Here is a 13,825-nt window from a genome sequence, read left to right as displayed (position 1 = left end):
CGGACAGAGGTAAATGTTAGAAAAAATGAGGATAAGCAGAGGATAACCATATGAAAGAGAAGATCATAAAGCTGATTGAAGATGTATTAAAGGTTCCGGCGGGAACCATCACCGAGGATACCATGATCGAAGATGTGGAGCAGTGGGATTCCCTGGCGCATGTCATGATCATCGGACAGTTGGAGGAAGAGCTTGGTGTCAGCATTCCCTTAGACGAAGCCATTGATTTAAAAGGAATGCGTGAACTGTTGGAAAAGGCGGGCTGCGAATGAGTGTTACATTAAGAAAAGTGACAGAGGGAGACCTGGAACAGATCATGCGCTGGCGCATGGATCCGGAGATTACCCGCTATATGAATACGGATCCGAAGCTGACTCTGGAAGGGCAGAAGAAATGGTTTGCCAAAGTGCAGCAGGATCCGGATGTGAGCTACTGGATCATTGAGATCCACGGCACAGCAGCCGGCGTCATCAATTACACAGGGCTGACGAATCCCACAGGAGATCTGGGATGGGCCTATTACGTGGGCGAGAAAAAACTGCGCAGCATCCAGACGGCACTGGCGCTGGAGATGAGTATGTATGACCATGCGTTTCTGGATCTTGGGAAAAATGCGGTATACAGTGATGTATTCACCCTGAATCAGGGAGTCATCCAGCTCCATAAGATCTGCGGTTGTGAAGTCGTGGAAGAGAAAAAAGCCCACGTGGTGAAAAACGGAGCTGCTTATGACGTGACATATATGCGCATGACAGCGGAACACTGGAAAGAGATCCGGGACAGCAAGAAGTACGAACATATTGTATTTCCTTAAGGAGGCACTATTATGAACAAAGAGATCATGATCGGGAATCATAAAATCAGTGAAGATTCTCCCACTTTTGTAATTGCAGAGATGTCTGCGAATCATCTGATGGATTTTGACAGAGCAGTGGCTATCATGCAGGCGGCAAAGGATGCCGGTGCGGATGCCATTAAAATACAGACTTACACCCCGGATACCATCACACTGGACTGTGATGATCCCTGCTTCCAGATCACACAGGGAACCATCTGGGACGGAACCACACTGCACAAGTTGTATGAGACCGCCTATACTCCCTGGGAGTGGCAGCCAAAGCTGAAAAAGATCGCAGAGGAGATGGGACTGGTATTCTTTTCTTCTCCCTTTGATCTGACCAGCATTGATTTTCTGGAAGAGATGGAGGTACCGGTATACAAGGTGGCATCCTTCGAGATTAACGACATTCCTTTCATCCGCAAGATCGCCCGTACCGGCAAGCCGATTATCATGTCTACCGGAATTGCCTATCTGGCGGATATCGAGCTGGCACTGCGTACCTGTAAGGAAGAGGGCAACGAGAATGTGATCCTGTTGAAATGTACCTCCGCTTATCCGGCACCCTATGAGGATATTAATCTGAAGACGATTCCTTCCATGAAGGAAGTCTTTGACTGTGTGGTAGGTCTTTCTGATCATACCATGGGCTGTGCCGTGGCCGGTGCCGGCGTGGCGCTGGGAGCCAAGGTGGTGGAGAAACATCTGACACTGCGCAGAGCAGACGGCGGTGCGGATGCGGCATTCTCCATGGAACCGGAAGAATTCAAAGAGATGGTGGATCACATCCGCATGATCGAGAAAGCAGTAGGAAAGGTGACCTACGATCTGACACCGAAGCAGAAAAAGAGCAGAGAACATTCCCGTTCCCTGTTCGTGGCACAGGATATGAAGGCCGGGGATGTGTTTACTCCGGAGAATCTGCGGTCTGTGAGACCTTCCTGCGGACTGCATACCAGATATTATGAGGAACTGTTGGGCAAACGGATCACCAGAGATGCCAGGCTGGGAACCCCTATGGACTGGTCTCTTGTGGATTTCACAGAGAAGGAACAGCAGTAAGGAGCGGAAATGTATTATTTTCGTGCGGACGGCAGTGCTGTTACGGGGGCAGGGCATCTGATGCGTTGCCTCACGGTGGCACAGGAATTACAAAAAAGAATAGAGCATCCGGAAGAACTCTGCTTTTTGTGCGCGGAGCAGGCATCTGCGGAACTGTTGCAGAGCTGGAACATGCCGGTGAAAATCCTTGGGACGGATCCTGCCGACCTGGAAGGAGAGCTTTCGGCGCTGGAAGGACTGATCCGTGGAAGCGGGCATGTTTTTCTGGTGGACAGCTATGCGGTGACGGATGCTTATTTGCAGGCATTGCACCGGTTTGGCAGGGTGTATCTGCTGGATGATATGCAGCAGCATGCATTTCCGGTGGACGGTGTGATCAATTACAATCTGTTTGCTTCCCGGGAAAAGTATCGGGAACTGTATGGAAGCAGTACTGGACAGTATCTCGGAGCTGCTTATGTGCCGGTGCGGCAGCAGTTCTGTGAGGCGGCAGCACAGTATATTTTGCAGGATGATGTAACGGATATCCTGATCACCACCGGTGGCGGAGACAAAGACAACATTGCGGGAGAAATCCTGCGGGAACTGTGTGAGCACAGTCTGGCGGGAAAAAATATAAGGTATCATCTGGTGGTGGGAAGGTTTAATCCGAACCGGGAAAAATTGGAGCAATATGCATCGGAGCAAAACAACGTGGTTCTGCATTGCGATGTGAAAGACATGGCGGGACTGATGACGGCCTGTCAGCTGGCGGTGACTGCCGGTGGAACGACAATCTATGAATTGTCAGTTCTGGGAGTGCCTTTTGTCTGTTTTTCTTACGCAGAGAACCAGGAAGGGCTGACGGAATGGCTGGGAAAGCAGGAAATTGCCGGATATGCCGGAAAATGGCATTACACACCGGAAGAGACAAGGAAAGCCATCGGCAGCTGGTGCCGGAATGTCTGTGAGAACAGGGAACTGCGGCAGAGAACCTATGAAGCGGAGAGAACCCTGATCGACGGGCAGGGAGCTGCCCGGATCGCAGAGATCCTGCAGACGGCGGGAATAGAAGAATAGAAGGATAATATCTGAGGTTTATGAAGAAAAACGGCAGCTGGAAGAAAAAAATTTTATATAGTGTGACAGCAGCTGTTTTGTTCGTGCTGCTTTTGGTACTGTTTTTTCCGGGGGACCGGGAATATCAGAGGATTCCTTATGATGTAGTGTTTCTGGGAGACAGTGTATATGGTCTGTGCCGTGATGAGACATCCATCGCAGCGAAGCTTCAGGAGAAGACAGGTTTAAAATGCTACAACGGTGGGCTGGGAGGAACGGTTCTTGGCAGAGCGGATGCGGAGAGAAGGCTGGGATATACCAAGGATTCCATTTCTGCGGCCGGACTGGTACGTTCCTTTGTGGTGAAGGATTTCGGTGTCCAGAGGACCGTGCACATCCGAGAAGCAGCCACGGATTATTTTGAGGATACTTTGGGAGATCTGGGACAGATCGATTTTGACCAGGTGAAGATCCTGTTTATCGGTTCCGGACTGAATGATTATCACTCCGGCACTCCCATCGAATCCACGGCAGATCCGTATGATGAATATACCTACTGTGGAGCTATCCGCAGTATTGTGAAGGAGTTGCGGGAAGCCTATCCGGAGCTGCGCATTATCTTCATCACCCCGCCCTATACCTGGTATACGGATCCGGAACTGACCTGTGAGGAATATGATCTGGGCGGTGGTGTGCTGGAGGATTATGTCAATGCGGAGATCGGGCTGTGTGAGGCTTTGAATGTAGAAGTCATAGACATCTATCATGACTATTATCCACATGACACCTGGGATGATCTGTATCTCTATACCGATGACGGCCTGCATCCCAATGAGGCCGGCAGAGAGAAGATCGCACAGACGATCGCGGAAAGATTAAATAAGGAGTGACAGACGGATGAAGACCCCGTGGGATTTTTTTCAATCTAGCAGAACAAAAATAAAAAATACATGGAAGATCGCCTTTCTCTCAGCGTTTGTACTGGGGATTCTGATCCATCTGCCGGTGATGCTTTCGGATATTCCGAATCATGACGGCCTGAGCAGTATGTATTTTGATCAGAATATGATCACTTCCGGACGGTGGTTTCTGTCTGTGGCATGCGGCTTTTCTTCGTATTTTACCATTCCGTGGATCATTGGTCTGATCGGTCTGCTCTGGCTGGCGCTGACGGCGGTGGCATTGACGGAACTGCTGGAACTTGCAGACCCGTTGGTAATCATGGCAGTGAGCGGATTGCTGGTTTCTTTTCCGGCACTGGCATCCACTTTTGCCTATGTGTTTACCATGGATGGCTATATGATGGCACTGTTCCTCGCAATTCTGGCAGTGCTTTTTACGAAAAAACAGAAAAAAGGCTGGCTGGCCGGGGCGGTATGTCTTGCGTTCAGTATGGGGATCTATCAGGCATATCTGCCCTTTGCCATTCTGCTGTGCGTATATGTGATCCTGCTCTTTTTTATGGAAGAGAAGGGCTGGAAGACGAAAGCGTTCTATGTACTTCGTTACTTGGGCATGGGAGTTGCCGGAGCCGCATTGTATTACGTAATCCTGCAGATTCTGTTGAAATTACAGGGAAAGGTGCTGGATACCTATCAGGGGATCAATTCCATGGAGCAGGGAGGTTCCGGTCTGGGGCTGTTTGCAACGATCCGGGGAATGTATGTTGATTTTCTGGCATTTACGGTGCATGGAAATGTGCTGGTGAACAATATTTTCTCTTTTACGGCCTGTGCGGCACTGGTGCTTCTGGTGGCTTATCTGCTGGTGAGAAGCATGCTGCGAAGAAAATGGTGGAAGAATCCGGCATTTTTCGTTATAATAATTCTGTTGGCGGCGGGACTTCCGCTTTTGACCAATGTGATTCTGGTGATTTCTCCGAATCTGACCTATCATTTGCTGATGCGGTATCAGTGGGTATTATATCTGATCCTGATGTTGGCATTTGTGGACAGATATGCGTCGGAGGACGGGAAAACAGATATCGGGATCCAGTGGGTGGCATTACTGGCGGCTGGAATCCTGGTATTCAATTATGGAGTATCGGATAATATCGGATATTCCAATCTGGAGAAAAAATACGAGAAGACCTATGCGTACTGTGTACGTCTGCTGGACAGGATCGAGCAGACGGAAGGGTACTATCAGGGAATTCCCATTGCATTGGTGGGTGTCATCGGGTATGATGAATTCCCCACTACGGATATTACCGGAAAAGTCACGGACGGTATGATCGGTCTCAGCGGAGACTATCTGATCTATAAGGGAGCGGATTATCAGGCATTTATGCAGAACTATCTGGGCGCAACCCTGAATTTTCTGGATCCGGATACTGTGGGTGAGATTTATATGACGCAGGAATACATTGACATGGATACTTTTCCGGGAGCGAATTCCACCAGGGTTGTGGATGGAATCCTGTATGTCAAGACCGAGAACTGCGGAAGGGATTAGAGGATGTCATTATTATCGATTGTTTTACCGGCATATAACGAAGAACAGAATATTGCCAATACCGCAAAAGTACTGGGGAAACTGCTGGAACAGCACGGGATCGATTATGAGCTGGTATTTATCAGTGATGGTTCGAAGGACGGAACCTTTGAACGCATTAAGGAAGAATCGGCCAGGAATCCGAGAGTACGGGGAGCGGAGTTTTCCCGGAATTTCGGAAAGGAAGCCGGAATTTTTGCAGGCCTGGAGCTGACTACGGGGGATGCGGTGATCGTTATGGACTGTGATCTGCAGCATCCGCCTGAGGTGATTCCACAGATGTGGGAAAAATGGCAGCAGGGTGCCGAGATCGTGGAAGGTATCAAGGCCGACCGCGGTAAGGAGAGTCTGGGATATAAGTTGTCTGCCGGACTTTTTTACAAGATCATGAGCAAACTGATCAAGATGGACATGAATGCTTCTTCCGATTTCAAGCTTTTAGACAGAAAAGTAGTACAGGTCCTGTTGGAACTGCCGGAACGCAATACCTTTTTCCGGGCGTTGACCTTCTGGGCAGGGTTCCGTACGGAGACTGTGGAATATGAAGTACAGGAGCGGAAATACGGACAGAGCAAGTGGTCCTTCTGGAGTCTGATGAAATATGCCATTACCAATGCCACTTCCTTCAGCACACTGCCATTGCAGCTGGTGACGATCATGGGCGGGGTATCCATTCTGTTCAGTGTGATCCTGGCGATTCAGACCCTGGTGCGCTATCTGATGGGAACGGCGGTGGAAGGTTTTACCACGGTGATCCTGCTGATCCTCATTATTGGCGGATTTATTATGTTAAGCCTTGGTGTGATTGGCCATTATATTGCCAGAATCTATGAAGAAGTCAAGGGAAGACCGAAATATATTATCAGTCATGTGACGGAAAATGTGCCTGGGACAGCCGTAGGAAGTTGGAAGCGGGAACATAGAGAAAGCTAAAAGACAGTAGAAAAGAGGATGTGTTATGAGAGAGATTGATATTAAGTTTAACGTACCGCCTTATGTGGATAAAGCAGCAGATTACATTCAGGAATGTGTAAAAAATCAGAAGATCTGCGGAGATGGAGAATATACGAAAAAATGTAATGCCTGGATCGAGGAGAGGACCGGAGCCGGAAAATGTCTGTTGACGACCTCCTGTACCCATGCGACAGAACTGGCAGCACTTTTGTGTAACATTCGGCCCGGGGACGAAGTGATCATGCCTGCTTACACCTTCGTATCCACCGCAGATGCCTTTGTACTGCGCGGTGCGGTTCCTGTGTTCGTGGATATCCGCCCGGATACCATGAACATTGACGAGACACTGATCGAGGATGCCATCACGGAGAAGACGAAAGCCATCGTTCCGGTGCATTATGCCGGTGTGGCCTGCGAGATGGACACCATTATGGACATCGCAAAAAGACATAACTTAAAGGTAGTAGAGGATGCCGCACAGGGTGTACTGGCATCTTACAAGGGAAAAGCACTGGGAACCATCGGTGACTTCGGTGCCTACAGCTTCCATGAGACCAAGAACTACAGCATGGGTGAGGGCGGAGCACTGCTGATCCGTGATAAGAAGGATGTGGAAGAAGCGGAGATCATGAGGGAGAAGGGAACCAACCGCAGCAAGTTCTTCCGGGGCCAGATCGATAAATATACCTGGGTAAATTACGGATCGTCCTATCTTCCCAGTGATATGAATGCGGCTTATCTCTATGCACAGCTGGAGATCGCTGATGAGATCAATGAGGCAAGACTTGCCTGTTGGAACCGCTATTATGAGCAGCTGCTTCCCTTAAAGAAAGCGGGAAAGATCGACCTGCCCACCGTACCGGAAGGCTGTGTGCATAATGCGCATATGTTCTACATCAAGGCAAGAGATCTGGAACAGAGAACAAGATTTATCAGCTATATGAAGGAGAACGGTGTGCTTACGGTATTCCATTATATCCCGCTGCATACTTCTCCCGCAGGACAGAAGTTCGGCCGGTTCCACGGCGAGGACCGTTATACTACCAGAGAGAGCGAGCGCCTGGTAAGACTTCCCATGTACTATGGGCTGACACTGGATCAGGTGGATTTCATCTGTGGACTGGTGAAAAACTTTTTTGAATTAGAGGAGCAGTAACATGCAAAAAATTGGCAGAGCGTCTGCACAGGTTGCAGGCAGATTTCTGTTCCTGGGTGTCTCCGTGCAGATTCTTCTGGGAATTTGCTGGGGCGTCAGATCCTTTGGAATTTTTCCGGAATTCGGCGATAGCTACACATGGCTGAAAGCGTCAGAGACACTTGTGTGTGATGACTACATGGGGATCGGCTACCCTCTTTTTCTGATGCTTGTAAAAGGGATAGAATCCATAAGTTCTATCCCTTATACTTTTTTTGTATATACGGTACAGATCCTGATTGCATTTTATGCCGGTGTAGTATTTTTACGGGCATGCGGAGTGACAGGGAAAAAGATATTTTTGTGCTGGGGAAGCCTGGCGCTTCTGACCTTTCCCTGTGCCATGCAAAGTCATCTGGCCGTATTGCCGAATTCTCCGGGATATTCCTTTTTACTGCTGGAACTGTCGGCGGTGATCCGGATCCTGCGGCAGGATGCTGTGGCGGAGGATGGTGAGACGACAGCGCCGGCCAGACCGTTACATGGTCTGTTCGAAGCCGGAATCTGGTGGGCGCTCAGTACACTGTGTGTGGTGGAGAATCTGTATCTGGGGCTGGTACCGCTTATTGTTCTGTGGCTGATACATCTGTGGCAGCTACGGAGCAGAAAGACGGAGAAAAAGAGAGTAGGACGGGAACTTTTGCTCCTTCTGGCAATGGCGGGAATTTTATTCACGCTGGTGCCCATGTGGCAGACACCGGGCAGCTACGGGAAGGCGGAGAATACGGTGAGCGCCGCCATGATGCGCCGGTTCAGCTGGACGCATATGAGAGAGGAAGAAGAATACGATGAATGGCCGGAACAGCTACGTACCTGGATGACCTGGAAAGAGATGAGGAATGCCGGGTATTATGCGGGAACCATGGAGTCCGGCATACAAAAGACGCTGGAGGATCATTTCGGCAAGGCGGAAGCACAGAAGATATTCAGAGAGTATGCCGAGTATCATCTGAAGACGTATACTTCAGACAATATCCATCAGATCGCCTGGGATTGCCTCGGATATGCCATGCCTACGGTACTGTTGCAGCTGCTGTTGGACGGCAGGGGATATGACTCCTTCTCTGGCAGAAATGTAGACATTATGATGACGGGAGATCCAAGGCTGACAGAGCTTTTGTTAAAATACAGCAGCTGGTGGTTCCTGTCGGGAATCGCTGTTGTGGTCGTGAGCGGCATGATATGCGGGATCATTGCCATGCTCCGACAGAAAAAAGAAAAAACAGTACCGGACAGAAGCCTGTTCTGGAAGATCTCAGGAGTCTGTGTGATCACTGCGGCAGGCATGATCCTGTGGTATGCCATGCGGGATGCCGGATGCCTGGATTACAAGAACGGATTGCTGCCGGGTTCTCTGTGGCTTGTGGGAATGATCCTCTGGACCGATAGGACCATAAGCGCCGGAGATACAGAAGACAACCCGGAGAAATAATAGAATTGTGACAGCAGAAACGCGGGAAGGAGGACCATGACGAAGATGACAACAAAAGTGAAAACGCAGAAATCAGAAAAAGTCTGGTTCTTTCTGGGAGCGTTGGCAGTATTTTTTATGGGAGTTCCGTATCTTGTATTAGGGAAGGACTCTGTGTTCGTGTATCACGATCAGCTGGACGGTGAAGTGATCGCCTATCTTCTGCAGGCAAGACATCTGTGGGATGGCAGCGGTGTATTGCCGGAATTCATGAACGGTGCAGCAAAAACAGCGCTTACCATGCCGGCCCCCGCCTGTGTGCTGTTATACCGGTGGCTGCCTGCGGAACTGGCACTGGCCTGTATGCAGGTGGCTGGCAGCTTTGCCGGATATCTGGGAATGTTCTGCCTGCTTGGATGGGCCGGAGAAACATCGGAAACACTGCGGAGAAGAAAAGAACTTGTCGGTTTTATAGCCATGCTGACCGGATGTATGTATGCGTATCTGCCGTTTTTGCCGGTGTACGGGCTGTCCCAGTATGGATTGCCGCTGTTAATGTATTGTGTACTGCGGCTGGGGGAAAGGGACAGACCGAAGAATTTTAGGATTCTCTGTTATTTTTATGTACTGCTTTTCGGATGTAATTCTTCCCTGGTGTTATCCGGTTTTGCTGTGCTGGGAATCTGGGCGGTATGGGAGATCGTCACACTGGTGGACAAAAGGAAACAGTTCTCCGCCGGACAGGCTGCAGCCTGGGGGATTTTGCTGCTTACGTATATCGTTGAGAATGGTTCGTTATTGCTTCAGCTGTCCGGAGGACAGGGAGAAGAGATTTCTCACAAATCGGAATATCTGCTCAGCCCGGTGGACTTTTTCAGTCAGTTGAAAACAAACCTCCTGCAGGGAGGACAGCACAGTGTGGATTATCATGGACTGATCCTCGTGGTGCTGTTGATGACAACAGTTGTTTTATTTTTCCTAAATCGGGCAACGAAGAAGGACATAGCGGATAAAAAGAATGTACCTGAGGGCGGAGAAAAACGGTTATGGAAAGCCGTGGGCCTGTCACTGGCCGTTATTGCAGGCTTTGCGGCAGTGGCCGCACTGTGGGACAGCAGTATCGGAATCGCTATCCGTTCCAGTCTGGGTGCTCTGAAGGGCTTTCAGGCCAACAGAGTCCTGTGGCTGAGTCCCTGCCTGTGGTATTTTATTCTGGGGTGCAGCCTGTTATTGCTGACGGAACAGCTCCCGGAAAGAGACACAGGAGCGGAGAAAACAGGGAACGGACGCAGGAACGGTGTGATCCCGGGGATCATCGTAATGGCCGCAATGCTTCTTACCGTGGCAACAGCCGGGAAGATTTTGCTGGAGAGCAATCTGAAGCCCAATCTGCGAAAACTGGTGAACCGGAATTATGCAGCCATGAGCTTCCGGGATTATTATGCCGTGGATGTGCTGGATCAGGTACAGGAGTACCTGCGGGAGAATACCGGGGAAGAACCACAGGATTACCGGGTCGTAAGTCTGGGGATCGATCCCGCTGCGGCATTGTATCATGGATTTTACTGTCTGGACGGCTATTCAAATAACTATTCTCTGGAGTACAAGCACCGTTTCCGGGAGATCATTGCACCGGAGCTGGACAAGAGTGAATATCTGGAAGACAGCTTTGACCATTGGGGGAATCGTTGCTATTTGTTCAGCGCGGAATGCCCCGGCTATTATACGATCGAAAAAGGCGGCTTTTATTTTCAGGACTATACGATCGATGCGGAAAGTCTGAGGCAGCTGGGCGGAAACTATCTGTTGTCAGCAGCCTATATCGATCACAGTGAGGATACCGGTCTGGAACTGATGAGGCCGGAGGCCTTTGAGACAGAGAGCAGCTATTACCGCATTTATCTCTATCGGGTAATGGATAATGAATAATAACGGAGATGGGAAGATTCCTATGATTGGACAGGAAAAACGGGATAAATGGAAAAAAATCCTGCCGGAACTGCTGGCAGTTATATTGTGCCTGGTATTGATGGGCGCGGGAGTCAGCCGGAAGGAAGGCTATCACATGGACGAACTTCTGAGCTTTGAACTGGCAAATGCCAGGTATAATCCCTGGATCGTACCTACCCAGCCGGAAGGGCGTCTGGCCAAATTCGTGAACGAGGAGATCGAGGGGGACAGTGCGGGAGAGACTCTGGAGAATCTGAAAAATACAGTAACAGATGTGCTTAGGAACCGGGGAAACAGCAAGCTGTTGTCTTATAAAGCAGATGTCTATGAGGAACCGGTCTGGATCACGGACCGGCAGTTTCAGGATTATGTTACGGTGGATCAGAAAGATGCCTTTGATTACCTGTCGGTTTATTTTAATGTAAAAGATGACAATCATCCGCCGGTACATTTTATGCTGCTGCATACCATGAGTTCTGTCTTTCGGGGAACATTGTCACCGTGGCTTGGATGCAGCATCAATCTGGTCTGTCTGGGAATTACATTGTGGCTTTTACTGCGGCTGGGGAGACAGCTGGCAGATGTGTTTTCCCTGGAAGGAAAGGGAAGACAGCTGGGGATCCTGGCGGTGCTTCTCTATGGAATGAGTACCGGAGCACTGGGTACGGTGCTGCTGATCCGTATGTATGGGCTGCTTTCCTGTCTGTGTGTCGCCCTGTTTTCCGTCCATGTGGAAAAATGGAAGAATAACGGGTTTGACAAGAAAAACAAGGGCCTTATCGCTATTACGGTGCTGGGTTTCCTGACACAGTATTTTTTCCTGTTTTACTGCCTTCTGCTGGCGGCGGTTACCGCAGTGATCCTGCTGTACCGGCACAGGAACAAAGAATTATGGTGCTATATCCGGTCCATGGTGATCGCTGCAGTGATCGGACTGGTATTGTTCCCTTTTGCAATTTCGGATGTGTTCTCCAGCGGAAGAGGGACGGAAGCTCTAGGCAATCTGGCCTCCGGATTTGCCGGTTACGGACAGAGACTGGCTGCATTTGGCAGAATTCTGGCGGATCGGACAGTGGGAGCGCCTCTTCTGACCGGCGGATGTGCCGCCGGCGCAATCCTGCTTCTGGGAAAGCTGTATCTGAGCTTCCGGGCCGGGAAACAGGAACAGAAAGGTGTAAATTCCGGAAGAGATGCGGCCTGGATGCTGATGGTGCCGGTGGCCGGATATTTTCTGCTGGCATCCCGCATGTCACCGTATCTGGTGGACCGCTATATTATGCCTTTGTTTCCGTTTGTGGCATTGCTGCTTGCTTTGCTATTGTGTCTCCTTGGAAAAAAACTGACAGAGATCTCCGGATGGAAAGAACAGATCGTGGGAGGCATGCTGGTGCTGTTGCTCATGGTGGTACAGGGGCTGCGGCTTGCGGCCTATGATGGGGAATACATCTATCAGGGATATGCCAGACAGGAAGCATTGGCGGAAGATTATGAGGAGTTCCCATGCATCTGCGTTTATGCGGGAGTGGGCTATTATGAGAACCTGCCGGAATTTATGCATTACACCAAAACTTTGCTGGTAACGGCAGAGGAACTGAAGGAACGTAAGGATACGGAATCCGTGGAGGCACTGGACCGGGTGATCGTATTGATCAAACCGGGTGTGGATAAAGAAGCAACAGTGTCTGTGCTCCGGGATAAGTATGGTTATACGTCGGAGGAACTTCTGCTTTCGGAAGGCGTGCACGGAGATATGATATATATGTTTTCCAGATAAGGAATGAAATGATAAGAAGACAGAAATGAGGTTGAAACATGATCGCAGTTCGTTTGCTGTGGCTTGCCGTTCTGCTGGTAGCGATACCGGCATGGGTGGGAAATTGTTTTTTAAATGTGGATAAACCCTGTAGAAATCTGGTATTTCTGTGGATTAGCGGTCAGATGCTGCTATGGGCGGGATTTCAGGTGATCTGTGTGCCGGTGATCCTGTTGGAAGGCCGTATGTGGATGGTGACCGCAGCTTATTGCGGCTTCATCCTGGTGCTGCTGGCAGCGGCAACGGTCCGGTATTTCCGGCAGTCCCGTACTCTGCGGGCAGTCCGGGAAGCAAAGCCGGAGAAAGCAGAGATTGTTTTGTGGGTGCTGGCTGGTGTGCTTTTGCTGGTGCAGCTGGTATTGGCAGTGCTGATGGTCTACGGTGATGGTGACGATGCCTATTATGTGGCAATCTCCGCAGCGGCAGAGGAATCCGGCAGGATGTATCAGAAGATCCCTTATACGGGAATGCATACGGAACTGGATGTGAGACACGGGCTGGCACCTTTTCCCATCTGGATCGCATGGCTGGCCCAGATGACCGGCATCACTACGGTGATTGTGGCGAAGACTCTGGTGCCGGTCGCTCTGATCTCCATGACTTACGGAGTATTTTATCTTCTGGGAAGCAGGGTATTATTCGCAGGAGAGGGCGCATACCGGAAGAAAAAATGGGCGTTGCCTGCATTTTTACTCTGTACGGAAGTGCTGGTGCTTTTCGGAGATTATTCTTATTATACTGTAGAGAATTTTATGATTGCCAGGAGCAGACAGGGGAAGGCTGCATTGGGAAGTATCCTGATCCCCATGATATTTTTCCTGCTGCTGACACTGCTTCGAAAAATACAGGAAGAACAGAAGATCACTGTCGGTTTCTGGGTGCTGTTGGGATCTGTGATGACGGCCTGCTGTCTGGCCAGTACCATGGGAGCATTGCTGGCATGCATGCTGGTGGGAACGGCCGGGCTCTGTGGCGCGGTCAGTTACAGAAAATGGAAACTCATACTGCCATTGATCGGCTGTTGTATTCCCTGCATTGTGTATGCCGGAATGTATTTGCTGTTGGGATGAT

Annotated in this window: 12 protein-coding genes; all 12 read left to right on the top strand. The window is 49.9% G+C overall.

What is annotated here, in order from left to right:
• Positions 1-50 precede the first annotated feature (50 nt).
• Genes OCV96_RS03150 through OCV96_RS03095 form a run of 12 tightly spaced genes read left to right on the top strand, consistent with a single transcriptional unit; the run spans position 51 to position 13,824 of the window.
• A complete protein-coding gene (locus tag OCV96_RS03150) occupies positions 51-272 on the top strand; it encodes an acyl carrier protein (RefSeq protein ID WP_022312223.1) in 222 nt (73 codons plus the stop codon).
• Positions 269-814 carry a GNAT family N-acetyltransferase gene (locus OCV96_RS03145; RefSeq protein WP_262593470.1) on the top strand — a complete coding sequence of 182 codons (546 nt, stop codon included), beginning with the start codon at positions 269-271 and terminating at the stop codon, positions 812-814. The genes OCV96_RS03150 and OCV96_RS03145 overlap by 4 nt, the downstream gene beginning before the upstream one ends.
• Before the next feature lie 12 nt (positions 815-826).
• Entirely contained in the window at positions 827-1,900 is a 1,074-nt protein-coding gene (gene pseI / locus OCV96_RS03140) for a pseudaminic acid synthase (protein WP_022312221.1), read from the top strand.
• A gap of 9 nt (positions 1,901-1,909) precedes the next feature.
• On the top strand, positions 1,910-2,959 hold the full coding sequence (gene pseG, locus OCV96_RS03135; RefSeq protein ID WP_262593469.1) for a UDP-2,4-diacetamido-2,4,6-trideoxy-beta-L-altropyranose hydrolase: 1,050 nt from the start codon (positions 1,910-1,912) through the stop codon (positions 2,957-2,959).
• A gap of 20 nt (positions 2,960-2,979) precedes the next feature.
• Complete coding sequence (locus OCV96_RS03130) at positions 2,980-3,828, top strand: SGNH/GDSL hydrolase family protein (protein ID WP_022312219.1); 849 nt, start codon at positions 2,980-2,982, stop codon at positions 3,826-3,828.
• 7 nt (positions 3,829-3,835) lie between these two features.
• Positions 3,836-5,392: a glucosyltransferase domain-containing protein gene (locus OCV96_RS03125; protein WP_118537918.1), complete on the top strand. Its 1,557-nt coding sequence runs from the start codon at positions 3,836-3,838 to the stop codon at positions 5,390-5,392.
• Positions 5,393-5,395: 3 nt separating this feature from the next.
• Entirely contained in the window at positions 5,396-6,364 is a 969-nt protein-coding gene (locus OCV96_RS03120) for a glycosyltransferase family 2 protein (RefSeq protein WP_262593468.1), read from the top strand.
• Between the two features lie 25 nt (positions 6,365-6,389).
• Positions 6,390-7,541 (top strand): dTDP-4-amino-4,6-dideoxygalactose transaminase, encoded by a 1,152-nt coding sequence (rffA, locus tag OCV96_RS03115; RefSeq protein ID WP_227063603.1) that lies wholly within the window; start codon positions 6,390-6,392, stop codon positions 7,539-7,541.
• A gap of 1 nt (position 7,542) precedes the next feature.
• Complete coding sequence (locus OCV96_RS03110) at positions 7,543-9,012, top strand: hypothetical protein (RefSeq protein WP_262593467.1); 1,470 nt, start codon at positions 7,543-7,545, stop codon at positions 9,010-9,012.
• 36 nt (positions 9,013-9,048) lie between these two features.
• Positions 9,049-10,920 carry a DUF6044 family protein gene (locus tag OCV96_RS03105; RefSeq protein WP_262593466.1) on the top strand — a complete coding sequence of 624 codons (1,872 nt, stop codon included), beginning with the start codon at positions 9,049-9,051 and terminating at the stop codon, positions 10,918-10,920.
• Between the two features lie 22 nt (positions 10,921-10,942).
• On the top strand, positions 10,943-12,715 hold the full coding sequence (locus OCV96_RS03100; protein ID WP_262593465.1) for a hypothetical protein: 1,773 nt from the start codon (positions 10,943-10,945) through the stop codon (positions 12,713-12,715).
• 38 nt (positions 12,716-12,753) lie between these two features.
• Entirely contained in the window at positions 12,754-13,824 is a 1,071-nt protein-coding gene (locus OCV96_RS03095; protein ID WP_262593464.1) for a DUF6077 domain-containing protein, read from the top strand.
• The last annotated feature ends 1 nt before the right edge of the window (position 13,825 follow it).

Source organism: Waltera acetigignens, from assembly GCF_025567015.1.
GTDB classification, from domain to species: domain Bacteria; phylum Bacillota; class Clostridia; order Lachnospirales; family Lachnospiraceae; genus Acetatifactor; species Acetatifactor acetigignens.
This window is presented reverse-complemented; position numbering and strand designations above follow the sequence as displayed.

What these genes read in the sequence shown, in the direction of transcription:
- OCV96_RS03130 (WP_022312219.1), top strand. Translation starts at nt 2,980, where the DNA reads ATGAAGAAAAACGGCAGCTGGAAGAAAAAAATTTTATATAGTGTGACA.
- OCV96_RS03120 (WP_262593468.1), top strand. Translation starts at nt 5,396, where the DNA reads ATGTCATTATTATCGATTGTTTTACCGGCATATAACGAAGAACAGAAT.
- OCV96_RS03145 (WP_262593470.1), top strand. Translation starts at nt 269, where the DNA reads ATGAGTGTTACATTAAGAAAAGTGACAGAGGGAGACCTGGAACAGATC.
- pseI (WP_022312221.1), top strand. Translation starts at nt 827, where the DNA reads ATGAACAAAGAGATCATGATCGGGAATCATAAAATCAGTGAAGATTCT.
- OCV96_RS03150 (WP_022312223.1), top strand. Translation starts at nt 51, where the DNA reads ATGAAAGAGAAGATCATAAAGCTGATTGAAGATGTATTAAAGGTTCCG.
- OCV96_RS03110 (WP_262593467.1), top strand. Translation starts at nt 7,543, where the DNA reads ATGCAAAAAATTGGCAGAGCGTCTGCACAGGTTGCAGGCAGATTTCTG.
- OCV96_RS03095 (WP_262593464.1), top strand. Translation starts at nt 12,754, where the DNA reads ATGATCGCAGTTCGTTTGCTGTGGCTTGCCGTTCTGCTGGTAGCGATA.
- rffA (WP_227063603.1), top strand. Translation starts at nt 6,390, where the DNA reads ATGAGAGAGATTGATATTAAGTTTAACGTACCGCCTTATGTGGATAAA.
- OCV96_RS03105 (WP_262593466.1), top strand. Translation starts at nt 9,049, where the DNA reads ATGACGAAGATGACAACAAAAGTGAAAACGCAGAAATCAGAAAAAGTC.
- pseG (WP_262593469.1), top strand. Translation starts at nt 1,910, where the DNA reads ATGTATTATTTTCGTGCGGACGGCAGTGCTGTTACGGGGGCAGGGCAT.
- OCV96_RS03125 (WP_118537918.1), top strand. Translation starts at nt 3,836, where the DNA reads ATGAAGACCCCGTGGGATTTTTTTCAATCTAGCAGAACAAAAATAAAA.
- OCV96_RS03100 (WP_262593465.1), top strand. Translation starts at nt 10,943, where the DNA reads ATGATTGGACAGGAAAAACGGGATAAATGGAAAAAAATCCTGCCGGAA.